This is a genomic window from Bacillus massiliigorillae (assembly GCF_000380245.2).
GTDB lineage: Bacteria > Bacillota > Bacilli > Bacillales > DSM-1321 > Bacillus_AD > Bacillus_AD massiliigorillae.
In genome coordinates this window covers 26,708-39,918 of the sequence record NZ_HG428741.1, presented here as the reverse complement: position 1 = coordinate 39,918, position 13,211 = coordinate 26,708, and the positions used below count along the sequence as shown (strand labels likewise).

11 protein-coding genes and 1 riboswitch are annotated in these 13,211 nt (G+C 34.8%); of the genes, 10 read left to right on the top strand and 1 reads right to left on the bottom strand.

Annotated elements, in window-relative coordinates; translation table 11 throughout:
- Positions 1 to 42: 42 nt before the first annotated feature.
- Positions 43 to 1,245: a methionine adenosyltransferase gene (gene metK / locus TX86_RS00215; RefSeq protein ID WP_042345170.1), complete on the bottom strand. Its 1,203-nt coding sequence runs from the start codon at positions 1,243 to 1,245 to the stop codon at positions 43 to 45.
- A gap of 195 nt (positions 1,246 to 1,440) precedes the next feature.
- Positions 1,441 to 1,567, bottom strand: a riboswitch (SAM riboswitch).
- A gap of 274 nt (positions 1,568 to 1,841) precedes the next feature.
- On the opposite strand from metK, the gene pckA reads away from it, so the two are divergent.
- The 10 genes from pckA to TX86_RS00165 all read left to right on the top strand — a co-directional run bounded on the left by pckA (position 1,842) and on the right by TX86_RS00165 (position 13,205).
- Positions 1,842 to 3,425 (top strand): phosphoenolpyruvate carboxykinase (ATP), encoded by a 1,584-nt coding sequence (gene pckA, locus TX86_RS00210; protein ID WP_042345168.1) that lies wholly within the window; start codon positions 1,842 to 1,844, stop codon positions 3,423 to 3,425.
- Between the two features lie 201 nt (positions 3,426 to 3,626).
- Positions 3,627 to 5,249: a YceG family protein gene (locus TX86_RS00205; protein ID WP_042345166.1), complete on the top strand. Its 1,623-nt coding sequence runs from the start codon at positions 3,627 to 3,629 to the stop codon at positions 5,247 to 5,249.
- An 81-nt stretch (positions 5,250 to 5,330) separates the two neighbouring features.
- The gene (locus TX86_RS00200) at positions 5,331 to 6,410 is read left to right on the top strand and encodes a toxic anion resistance protein (RefSeq protein WP_042345164.1); all 1,080 of its coding nucleotides are present in this window, start codon (positions 5,331 to 5,333) and stop codon (positions 6,408 to 6,410) included.
- A gap of 125 nt (positions 6,411 to 6,535) precedes the next feature.
- Positions 6,536 to 7,144, top strand: a complete 609-nt coding sequence (locus tag TX86_RS00195; protein ID WP_042345162.1) for a TerD family protein — start codon at positions 6,536 to 6,538, stop codon at positions 7,142 to 7,144.
- A 37-nt stretch (positions 7,145 to 7,181) separates the two neighbouring features.
- Complete coding sequence (locus TX86_RS00190; RefSeq protein WP_042345160.1) at positions 7,182 to 7,766, top strand: TerD family protein; 585 nt, start codon at positions 7,182 to 7,184, stop codon at positions 7,764 to 7,766.
- Between the two features lie 205 nt (positions 7,767 to 7,971).
- Positions 7,972 to 8,550, top strand: coding sequence for a TerD family protein (locus tag TX86_RS00185; RefSeq protein WP_042345159.1), 579 nt, complete (start codon positions 7,972 to 7,974; stop codon positions 8,548 to 8,550).
- A 126-nt stretch (positions 8,551 to 8,676) separates the two neighbouring features.
- Positions 8,677 to 9,402, top strand: a complete 726-nt coding sequence (locus TX86_RS00180; protein WP_439096833.1) for a TerC family protein — start codon at positions 8,677 to 8,679, stop codon at positions 9,400 to 9,402.
- Positions 9,403 to 9,502: 100 nt separating this feature from the next.
- Positions 9,503 to 10,711, top strand: coding sequence for an HpcH/HpaI aldolase/citrate lyase family protein (locus TX86_RS00175; protein ID WP_042345155.1), 1,209 nt, complete (start codon positions 9,503 to 9,505; stop codon positions 10,709 to 10,711).
- Positions 10,711 to 12,096, top strand: a complete 1,386-nt coding sequence (locus TX86_RS00170; protein ID WP_042345153.1) for a phosphoribosyltransferase family protein — start codon at positions 10,711 to 10,713, stop codon at positions 12,094 to 12,096. Before TX86_RS00175 ends, TX86_RS00170 begins: the two co-directional genes overlap by 1 nt.
- Entirely contained in the window at positions 12,096 to 13,205 is a 1,110-nt protein-coding gene (locus TX86_RS00165) for a cysteine protease StiP family protein (RefSeq protein ID WP_042345152.1), read from the top strand. Before TX86_RS00170 ends, TX86_RS00165 begins: the two co-directional genes overlap by 1 nt.
- Positions 13,206 to 13,211 lie beyond the last annotated feature (6 nt).

Sequence of the window (13,211 nt, the reverse complement as noted above, 5' to 3'; positions counted from 1 at the left end):
AAAAAGTGATGTAAACCACTTTTTGGACGCCTTTTTAACTGTTTATTTATTTAACGCTGCTTGCTTTAATACTTCAGCTTTATCAGTACGTTCCCATGGTAAATCTAAATCGTTACGACCGAAATGTCCATAAGCTGCTGTTGCTTTATAGATTGGACGACGAAGATCTAACATTTTAATGATGCCAGCAGGACGTAAATCAAAATGTTTGCTAACTACATCAACTAATACATCCTCTTCTACTACACCAGTTCCAAATGTATCAACTGAAATAGATACTGGCTTCGCAACACCGATGGCATATGCAAGTTGAACTTCAACTTTATCAGCTAATCCAGCCGCAACCAAGTTTTTCGCTACATAGCGAGCTGCGTATGCTGCTGAACGGTCTACTTTTGTAGGATCCTTACCAGAGAAAGCTCCGCCGCCGTGACGAGCATATCCACCGTAAGTATCAACAATAATTTTACGTCCAGTTAATCCAGCATCACCTTGAGGACCTCCGATAACGAAGCGTCCAGTAGGATTAATAAAGTATTTCGTTTCTGCATCAATTAATTCTGCAGGAACTACTTCATTAATAACATATTTCTTAAGGTCCGCTTGGATTTGCTCAAGTGTTACATCAGGATCATGCTGTGTAGAAATAACAATTGTATCAATACGAACAGGTTTATTGTTCTCATCATATTCAACCGTTACTTGTGTTTTTCCATCCGGACGTAAGTATGCTAGAGTACCATCTTTACGTACTTCTGTTAAACGACGTGCTAATTTATGTGATAAAGAAATAGGAAGTGGCATTAGCTCCTTCGTTTCATTACATGCAAAACCAAACATTAAACCTTGGTCACCTGCACCAATTGCATCAATTTCTTCATTAGTCATTTGGCCTTCTCTAGCTTCAAGTGCTTGGTCAACACCTGCAGCAATATCAGCAGATTGTTCATCTATAGATGTTAAGACTGCACAAGTCTCAGCATCAAAACCATACTTAGCTCGTGTGTAACCAATTCCTTTAATTGTTTCACGAACTGTTTTTGGAATATCTACATAAGTAGAAGTTGTAATTTCTCCAGCAACAAGCACTAAACCTGTTGTAACTGAAGTTTCACACGCAACACGTGCATTCGGATCTTTAGCTAAAATGGCATCTAGAATAGAATCTGAGATTTGGTCACAAATCTTATCTGGATGACCTTCTGTTACTGACTCTGAAGTAAAAAGTCGACGTTTTTTTGACATCAAATTACCCTCCTCAAATATTGGTAGAGGCTGTTATGAATATTCATCATATTCATCTTCCCCTCTTTTGTTGACGGAAATCATTCCCTAGATACAGGAACTTGATTGGTTTTATTTAGGACTATTATGCCCATAAAAAAAACCTCTCCTTGATGTGAGGAAAGGGTACTTGTTTGTGTACATTTAAGCCTTTCGCTCTTATCGTTCAAGGGCCATTGCCTTGCATCAGGTTAGCACCTTCGCTTATATATGTTCTAAAAAACACATATAGCAGGTTGCTGGGCTTCGTAGGGCCTGTCCCTCCACCAGCTCGGGATAAGAGAAATCCGTTCAGACATAAATAATAACACACATCATAGATTTGTCAATATTTTTACAGGATTGATGACTTGAAAAAAACTAATTCTTTCATTATTATATTCTAATAAATCTACCTATTTTAAATTTATTAAATTCACAAAAAATACGTCTAGAGATAAAAAAATACGGTTTTAGGATAAATTAGTATAGATTAATAAATTTAATGTGTTATACTATTTGTTATGTTATACTAATATTAAGAAAATTACATTAATGATAAAGGAAGGTATCTCATAATGAATACAGTGGGCATTTCACATGAGCTACATGATTTGTTAAAAGGTAGTAATATCAATGTTCAACTATCTGTGCCTCAACTAGTTGAAAAAGTGTTAAATCGTAATGAGGGTGTACTATCTTCAACAGGTGCAGTAAAAGCTGATACAGGAAAATATACAGGTCGTTCACCAAAAGATAAATATATTGTTGAAGAAGATTCTACAAAAGATAAAATCGATTGGGTATCTAATCAACCTATTTCTCAAGACATATTCTTGAAACTTTATAATAAAGTTATTGCTTATTTAAAAGAACAAGAAGATGTATTTGTTTTCAAAGGCTTTGCTGGCGCTGATAAAAAATCAAGTTTACCAATTCAAGTAGTAAATGAATACGCATGGCATAATCTATTTGCACATCAATTATTTATTCGACCTACTGAAGCGGAACTAGTTGATCACGAATCACAGTTCACAGTAATTTCAGCTCCTAATTTCAAAGCTGATCCTGCTATTGATGGCACAAAATCAGAAACATTCATCATCATTTCTTTTGAATACAAAACCGTTTTAATTGGTGGAACAGAATATGCTGGTGAAATGAAAAAATCTATATTCTCTATTATGAACTATTTACTACCAGAGAACAATATTCTTTCAATGCACTGCTCTGCAAACGTGGGTAAAGAAGGCGATGTTGCGTTATTCTTTGGTTTATCTGGAACAGGTAAAACAACGCTATCAGCAGACCCTAACCGTAAATTAATCGGGGATGATGAACATGGATGGTCATCTCATGGCGTTTTCAATATCGAGGGTGGCTGCTACGCTAAATGTATCGGTCTTTCACGTGAGAAAGAGCCACAAATTTTCGATGCGATTCGCTTCGGCTCTGTATTAGAAAACGTTGTACTTGATGAAAATTCTAGAATTGCAGACTACGATGATAATTCACTTACTGAAAATACTCGTGCTGCTTATCCAATCGATGTAATGAACAATATTGTTAAGCCAAGTATTGCTGGACATCCAAATACAATTATTTTCTTAACAGCTGATGCTTTTGGAGTACTACCTCCAATCAGTAAATTATCAAAAGAACAAGCAATGTATCACTTCTTAAGTGGATATACAAGTAAGCTTGCTGGTACGGAACGCGGTATTACAAGCCCAGAAGCAACATTCTCAACATGTTTCGGTTCACCTTTCCTACCACTACCTGCAACAGTTTATGCAGAAATGCTTGGCAAAAAAATTGACGAGCATAACGCTAACGTATTCTTAGTAAACACTGGCTGGACTGGTGGCGAATACGGTGTAGGTAGTCGTATGAAACTAGCTTATACACGTGCTATGATTCAAGCGGCTTTAGAAGGCGATTTAAATAATGTGGAAACTGAAAAAGACGTTATATTTGGACTTGAAATTCCACAACACGTTCCTGGTGTACCAGATGATGTATTACAACCAAGTAAAACATGGCAAGATAAAGCGGCTTATGAAGCTAAAGCAAAAGATTTAGCAAAACAATTCCGCGAGAATTTCACTAAATTTGAAAATGTTTCTTATGAAATTAAAGAACTTGGTGGTCCGATCCAATAAGATTAATCTATTCTCATTAATCTTTAATTAAAAAAAAGTCCTAAGTGAATACTGTTCACTTAGGACTTTTTAGTATACGTCATCATATTAATCTACATTTTTCCGAAGTACATATATAATAGATTCAAACACTTGAATCCCATTAGCTAGGATGCGCTAGGGCACAAAACGTGGCTAACTTACAGAAAGGACTTAATAATAGTGAAGAACATAAAAATTGATCCTATTCTATATACATCCACTGATCATTGGCTAAATACTTTCCTTGCTTCTGCAAAAGAAAGACCTATTTACAATAAAGATACTAATGTCTTCACCTTTCAACGAATTGGACTTCAAGTCCTTGGTATTCCTTTGGATGAAGATGACTATTATAATTCTCTATTCGAGATGCATCAAAAGGATTATATCTATGTTTTAAGTGAAGACCTTGATAAAACAATCAATCAAGGCGTTTTTAAGTCCATTCAAGAAATATTAGAGCTTCATCAGCAACAGCCTAAAGGCTTATCTATTAATCGTTTAATCGCTTTTATGTATGGTAAGAACCTAATCCCTAAATATAAGGACACTACTTTAAATCATCACATACAACAAACAGTTATTAAAGTCGTTGAATACTTTCAAAGTCAGCATAATACTGGACTGCAATCACCAGAATTTAGACGTTTTTTAATTGATATGGTGAAATGGATGCAAAATCACCTGGCGAAATGGATGGCAAACAGTAAATTCGATGATGATTATCCAAAAGTCGTGTGGTACGGGAATTTAACAGAAAGTCAAAAATACTTTTTAATATTGCTAATGGAGTTCGGTTGCGATGTACTCATCTTTCATCCAAGCGGTGTTGATCAGTTTGCAGACATTGACCCTACCAACCGTTATTCAATTGTTTATAACTATTCTAATACTGGAGAGCTAGAGCCTTTCCCTACCCAAATGAGAGAAAGACAAACGACAGTCGCCTACCGTGCAAACAAACAATTAGAAAAAATGATGAACGATCAGCATTCAGGTGTATTCAAGCCTTGGCAATTTCGTAATCATAGCCCTACTTCTATCACAATGAAAATGACATATGATGACATATTTATATATGAAAAAGAAAAAGCGATGATTCGACCTGATTTTAAAGTAGACCAAGGTAAAGTGTATATTCCCGTAATCTTTGCGAAAATTCAAGGAGTATCAAAAGACCGTAAAGAATACTGGGAAAGAATGAGAGAATTAAGCGACAACGCATTAACGCTAACCATTCATCAATTTCCTTTTTCACAAATAACGAAGGCAAATTATCATTATCATTTTCAACATTCATTAAATAAAGGCAAATTATCACCCGAAAAAATGATAAAGGGTAGCTGGTGGCAATATGGGCACTTACCTAACGAGCTACAGTTAGCCATTGCCCATACGATTAAGGAGTATTGTGAACAACCTAAATTGAGAAAGCTCGAACAGGAATCCGATTACGATTTACAATTATTTCTATTTAAACAAGCTTCAAGAATACCAGAAGTCATTTTACAGCTTCTCCAAAAGTATGATTATGCACAGGACATACCGAAACTACTGCTCTATCATATGGAAACAAACGGTGACCTGTCACGTGAGGATGCTGCTTTATTACTATTTTTAAATGAATTTGGCTTAGATCTCATATTATATAATCCTGCTGGTCATAACGATATTGAAAACTACATCGATACCAATTATTATGATTCTCATTGGTTAGAAGAAGTCGTGTTTAATCAAGAGTTTGAAGGTTTTACTAAGAAAAAAGGTTCATTAATATCTAAACTTATCAATAGAATTTTTTGAATGAACAATCCTTCCCTCTTAACGAGTGAGAAAACATCGTACTTAAAATAAGAACATAATTGAATAGGAGTGTTAAAGTATATGACAACATCTTTATCTTTGGAAAAACAAGAATTAAACCAACAAACAGCTAATCAACTGAGAGTACAATTACGAGAAGATCCTCAAGTTCTTCAAATCGTACAAGCAATTGATTTAAGAGATCAAAATGAACTTTTAACAATTGGAAAAGAACCAGCAGAGAAACTATCTCGCTTTTCCGATCGCATTCTAAACTCTATGTCTGTATCAAAGCTTGATGAATCTAGTAAACTACTAAATCAACTTGAGAATGTCATGAAGAAATTTGATAAAAATGAAATCATGAAAGAACCTGGTTTTTTCGATAAAGTTTTCAAACGTGCTCAGAAAACAATTGAAGCTTTATTTAAGAAATATCAAACTCTTGGTGGTGAAATTGAAAAAATTCATGTTCAATTTTCCATGATTGAAGACGAACTAAAACGCGCTAATATCGATTTAGAAGGATTATATGAAGAGGATATAAACTATTACTTCGAGTTAGAAAAATATTCAGTTGCTGCAGAAATGAAATTAGAAGAATTGAACACCACTGTCATTCCTCAATTCGAGGAGCGTGTAAATAACGGTGATCAAATGGCTCGCATGCAATTAGAGAAATATCGTACCGTAAAAGAATTATTAGAGCGAAAAATTGACGACCTTGAAAAAGCTCGTATGGTCGCTGTCATCGCAGCTCCACAAATTAAAACAATGCAACGAGGTAATAATGATTTAATTGCCAAAATCAATAGTGCCTTCGTAACAACTATCCCAATCTTTAAAATGGGTATCATTAATACCGTACATGCGAAGCGCCAAAAAATGCATTCAGATTCATTAAATGCCTTTGAAGATCGCGCTAATCAAATGCTTAAAGATGTAACAGCTGACATCATGAATCAAAGTGTAGAAATTGCTCAACGCTCTGGAAGCTCTAGTATCAAACTAGATACGATTGAAAATATGTGGGATACTATTACGAAAGGCATAGATGACTACAAAAAAGTAAAAGATGAACAAGCTATGCAACGTATTGAAGACAGAAAACGTTTAGAAGTTCTTCGTGAAGATGCAAAGAGAGTTCTATCAAACTATTAATATTTCATTTTTATAAAAATAATCACAATTAATGAAACATTTCGACAAGAAATTCGTATACACTATAGTCAGAAACCAAATATAAAGATTCGACAACAAAATAGCAAATGGAGATGATTCTTAGTATGGTTATTAGTCTACAAAAAGGACAACGTATTGATTTAACAAAAGGCAATGCTAGTTTGAATCAGATTATGGTTGGATTAGGTTGGGACCCTGTTGGTAAATCTTCAGGTGGTGGTCTTCTAGGTGGACTTTTTGGTGGAAACAAAAACGCTAATATAGACTGCGATGCATCCGTCATAATGTTACAAAATGACAAATTCGTAAACAAGAATGACTTAATTTATTTTGGAAATTTAAAAAGCAGCTGTACATCCGTTCGTCACTCAGGAGACAATTTGACAGGTGATGGTGACGGGGACGATGAACAAATCATGATTAATTTAAAATCAATTCCTGAACGCTACAACAAACTTGTATTCGTCGTTAATATTTATGATGCTGTGAATAGAAAACAAGATTTTGGAATGATACAAAATGCTTACATTCGAGTAGTAAATGATTCATCAAAACAAGAATTGGTTAAATTTAACCTTACTGATAACTACGGCGATCTTACAACACTCGTAACTGGTGAGATTTATCGTCATAATGGTGAATGGAAGTTTGCCGCTATCGGAGATGGAACTAGAGATAGAAATCTGTCTGAAGTAGTTTCAAAATTCCAGTAACTTATTATATTAATATAATTTTAAGGAGTTGTTTAACATGGCAGTCATTTCTCTTGCTAAAGGTCAAAAAGTTGATTTAACGAAAACAAATCCAGGTCTTTCAAATGTAATCGTAGGTCTAGGTTGGGATGTTAATAAGTATGATGGTGGTAAAGATTTCGATCTTGATGCTTCTGTTTTTCTATTAGATGAAAGCGGAAAAGTAAAAGGCGGAGAAGATTTCGTATTCTACAATAATACTACAGGAGCAAATGGTGCAGTTGTTCACACAGGAGATAACCTTACTGGAGACGGTGATGGTGATGATGAGCAAGTAAAAGTATCGATTAAAGAAGTGCCAAACCATATTCAAAAAATCGCCTTTACTGTAACCATCCATGAAGCGGAAACTCGCAACCAAAATTTCGGAATGGTTTCGAACGCTTTCATTCGTGTTGTTGATGCTGACTCTAATGCAGAGCTAGTTCGCTTCGACCTTGGTGAAGATTTCAGTATTGAAACAGCTGTTGTAGTCGGTGAATTATACCGTCATAATGGTGAATGGAAATTTAGTGCAGTTGGTTCAGGTTATCAAGGTGGACTAGCAGCGCTATGTAACGATTTTGGCTTGCAAGTAGGTTAATAAGAGCCCTATTGGTAGTTTTATCGTGATTAAAAAGCCAAAATTATAGGCATCTTTCAATAAGATAAAGGATGAAAGGCTGTCTTAGAAGCGATTACGAATCACTTCCGAGACAGCCACTTCAACTTCATATTCTCTACGAAAAAATCTTCCGCTTATTGTTTTCTATTTTGAAACAACTAATTGATTAAAAGGATGATAAACTATGGCAATTCAATTAAGTAAAGGTCAACGCATAGACCTAACAAAAAATGATCCAACATTACAGAAAATCACTATTGGCTTAGGTTGGGATGTTAAACATTTTGACGGTGGTCAAGACTACGATCTTGATGCTTCTGTTTTTTTATTAAATGCTAACGATAAATGTCGAAATGAATTAGATTTTATTTTTTATAATAACTTACAAAGCCCAGACGGCTCTGTTGTTCACACTGGTGATAATCGTACCGGTGAGGGAGATGGTGATGATGAATCAATCCAAATCGATTTAACACGCGTTCCGAAAGATGTTGAAAAAATCGCAATCACAGTTACTATTCACGACGCTGAAAGTCGCGGACAAAATTTTGGTCAAATCGCTAATGCGTTCGTCAGACTAGTAAATGAAGATACAAATAATGAAGTTTTACGTTATGACTTAGGAGAAGATTTCAGCATTGAAACAGCTGTCGTTTTCTGTGAAATTTATCGCCATAACGGAGATTGGAAGTTCTCAGCAGTTGGTTCTGGCTATCAAGGTGGACTGCAATCATTAGTTCGAGCTTATGGATTAGACGCGTAATTTCCCTATTCTTAAACCACACACATTCATGAGGAGTTATGCTCTCTTCTATATAAAGCGGAGGTTATATTTTTGGAAATCATCGAACAAATATTCAGTACTTATGCGCTATTTTTTGATTTAGATATGTGGGTGAAAGTTTTATCTGACCCTGTATCTTGGGGACTAATTGGATCATTAGTCATTATGGAAGGGCTATTATCCGCAGACAATGCATTAGTACTTGCCGTATTGGTTAAGCATTTACCTCCAGAGAAAAGAAAGAAAGCACTTATGTATGGGCTACTTGGCGCATATGTATTTAGATTTATATTCATCGGAATCGGCGTATACTTAGTAAAATTCTGGTTCATCAAAGTATTAGGTGCCGCTTACCTTGCATGGATTTCAATCAATCATTTTCGTAGTAAAGGAAACGACGATGATGAAGAAAAAGAATTCAATAAGAATAGTTGGTTAGTTCGTACATTCGGTGTATTCTGGGCAACTGTTATTATGGTTGAAATGATGGATATTGCTTTCTCAGCAGATTCTATTCTAGCTGCTTTTGCGATTTCTGACCAAGTTTGGGTTCTACTTCTTGGGGGTATGATTGGTATTTTATTAATGCGTACCGTTGCACGTTTCTTTCTTGTATTAATAGATAAAATTCCTGAGCTAGAAAATACAGCTTTTATTTTAATTGGTATCATTGCTTTAAAAATGTTTGTAAGTGTATTCGGTTATGAATTACCGCATGAGATTTTCTTTTTAATCATTATTGCAGCATTTGTTATTACCTATATAATTCATAAAATCAACCAGAATAAAGTTACAAAGGCAGAAACGGCTGCCACAAAGGAAGACAAATAATCTTTCATGGGCTACTGCAAATGCGGTAGCCTTTGTTTTTTGTATGATATTTACAATTTGTTGCTTTCAACGACACTTACGAATAGGAGTGAAATGCTAATTGAAACACTTCAATTTTGATAACCAGCAAAAGAAAAATGAAATTTTCTATAAAGAACCCGAATCATTTACTAAATTCACCAATCGAGAAAGTTTATCTTTTGCTCTCGGTGCAACCTTATATATGCCTGCAACGAAAGCAACCATCGCTCAAGATATCATAGGTAATAAATATCCTGAATTAACATCGATGGTTATTGATTTAGAAGATGCCGTTGGCGATTTAGAACTCGAAGGTGCAGAGCAGCAATTATATGAACACCTATCAACTATTAAACAAGCCATAGATGAACAAATCATCACCTATGATGAAATACCATTAATTTTTATTAGAGTTAGAAATCCTGAACAAATGACAAAAATCACTAACCGACTTGGCATATTACAAACAGTATTGACTGGCTATGTTTTCCCTAAATTCAGCTATGAAACTGGCAAACAATATTTACGTATTTTACGTAAATGGAATTCGGAAGATATGGTTCTATATGGAATGCCTATTTTAGAAACTGCGGAAATTATTTATAAGGAATCTCGTGTAGAAGCTTTACTACGAATTAAATCATTAATAGATTCCTATAAAGACTTCATTTTAAATATTCGAATTGGAGCTACAGATTTCTGCGGATTATTTGGAATTAGAAGAAAAGCCGACATTACCATCTATGATGTTGCCATCATAAGAGAATGCATTACAGATATTATCAATATTTTTAATAGAAAAGACAGTTCCTACGTAATTTCAGGACCTGTATGGGAGTTCTTCACTAAAGAGCAAAGAATTTTAAAACCAAAATTAAGAACCTCTCCCTTCCAAGAAAAGTTTGGAACTAACGGTTTAGAATTACGATCTGAAATAATTAATCAATATATGGACGGTTTAATGAATGAGGTAATCTTGGATAAATTAAACGGACTACATGGTAAAACCGTTATCCACCCTACCCACCTTTCGATTGTAAATGCGTTATATATTGTCACTCATGAAGAATACATTGATGCTTTAAGTGTCATTGACAATAGCGAACAACAAATTGGCGTAGCCAAAAGCTTATACGGAAATAAGATGAATGAAATGAAGCCGCATTTATATTGGGCAAAACAGATTATATTGCGAGCCAAAGTGTTTGGCGTCTTTAATCCAAGTCAAGACTTTACGACCATCCTAATGGAAGAACAAAATCAAAATGAACTGTTTGAGGTGAAATAATGAAAGTAGCAGCTTTTTCTGAACAAGAAATACATCACATTCTAGATAACTTTCAAGTTCAAATAAACATCCATTCCAATCCTTACAACATACCTTTACATCAATTATTTCAAATGGCAGCTCGAATAAACACGAAACGAAGCTTTTTATTTGTAAGTAAAATATTAGGGAAGCACTTAGCGGTGAAACCTCTTATTCCTTTATTAACAGGAACTTTATTAGCAATGCGTTATAAGGAAATCGTGCACGGAGAAAAAGACGAACGTGCTCAAGTAATTGCGACTGCTCTGCAATCTAAACAAAATCTATATCAATTACAAGCATTAATTGAAAATGAACCCATACCTTTAGCGGTACCTATTACTATAATTGGCTTCGCTGAAACAGCAACCGCTCTAGGACATGCAGTGTTTCATTCATTTAATAACAATGCAAGCTACATTCATACAACTAGAGAAAACATTCAAAATCTATCCTCTTCCATTCATTTCGAGGAGGAACATTCACATGCAACTAGCCATAGAGTGTATGCGTTGGACGATACTTTCTTAAAGAACAATCAAGAAATTGTCCTTGTCGATGATGAAATTACGACTGGGAAAACAGCATTGAATATTATTCGTACGCTAAAAGAATATAATCCTACCAAAAAAGTATTTTCTATTGTTTCCATTCTTGACTGGAGAACAGCCGAGCATCGAGAACAATATCGTCAATTAGAGAAAGAATTAAATATTACAATTCATGTCATTTCATTAATTGAAGGAAACATAACTATTAACGGTACACCAACACTTGCGCGTGAGCAAAAAGAAACTATTTCTTCCACACAGCAAGAGATTACGTTCATACCTTTATACGAACATATGGAAAAGGATAATTTTTTACCATTCTCTTCAACAAGTGAAAACCAAACGAAGCACCCTTCCCCATACCTTAAATCAACCGGAAGATTTGGTTTAACAAAAGAAGAAGATATACTTTTCTCAAATCAATGTTGTGACTTAGCTCAGTATGTAGCTAACTATCGTAAAGGAACAAAATCATTAGTCATTGGTACAGGTGAGTTCATGTACATTCCAATGAAGATTGCATCTGAAATGGGAAACGGTATTTATTATCAATCTACAACGCGTAGCCCTATTTATCAAACAGAACATGAAACTTATTCTATACGTAGCAAATTTACTTTTGAAAGCCCTGAAAATCCAGGCGTAACGAATCACCTGTATAATATTGAATCGAGTCAATATGATGATGTATTTATCTTTATCGAAAGGCTATCTACCTATGATCATATCCATTCATTAATTGAAGAGCTAAAGCGGACTCACATCCCTCATATTAATATTGTAGTAATGACGAAGGCTGGTGAAGATCAATAATGCTATATACCACAAGAGAACCAGATATTATGGGTAGCTATTCTCAAGATGATATTCAATTTTTATTACGAGATATATCCACTATTATGTCGGAAACAAAAACAGAAGATCGTGAGAAACTTATACAATCAGGCAGACATTATTCAGAAATGTTACCCATTGAATATCAACCTAATGAGGAATACGTTGCTTTATTTTCAAATTCATTGCAATTATATGCTAAACGAATTGCCATTGCAGTAGGTGTAGTCGCTGAACAAATCGTAAAGAAGAATGGTCTTCAAGACCTTGTAATTGCAAGTCTTGCTCGTGCTGGTACACCAATAGGTATCCTTATTAAGCGTTATATAAAACATAAATACAAAGTAAACATTCCACATTATTCTATCTCCATTATTAGAGGTAGAGGAATTGATAAAACGGCTATACAGTATATTTTCTCTCATCATCCAAATGCTCACATTCAATTTGTTGATGGCTGGACAGGAAAAGGAGCAATTACAACTGAATTACAACAAGCTTGTGCTTCCTATAATTCGACTCATGAAAAGAGGCTAGATTCGAGCTTAGCCGTACTTGCTGATCCAGGGCATTGTACGGAACTATTCGGTACACGAGAAGATTTCTTAATACCTTCCGCTTGCTTAAATTCCACTGTATCTGGTCTAGTAAGCAGAACAGTGCTAAATTATGAGTTTATGGAGGAAGATGATTTTCATGGCGCGAAGTTCTATAAAGACTTAAGCTCCGTCGACGTTTCTAATCTATATATCAATACAATAACAAATGAATTTGCTCACGTTGATAATGACACACGAAAAACTTTGCTAGAACAACAACAGCAAAATCTCACTCCAACTTGGAAAGGCATGCAATCAGTCTTTGCAATTGGAGAGAAATATAATATTTCAAATATCCATTTCATCAAGCCAGGGGTTGGAGAAACAAGTCGAGTTTTGTTGCGGAGAGTACCGTGGAAAATATTAATTAATCCCCTCTTTTCAAATGATTTAACTCATATTCTATTACTAGCAAAAGAACGAAAAGTTCCAATAGAAGAGTATACAGAAATGTCTTATTCATGCTGTGGAATCATTAAAGAATTATAAGGGGGC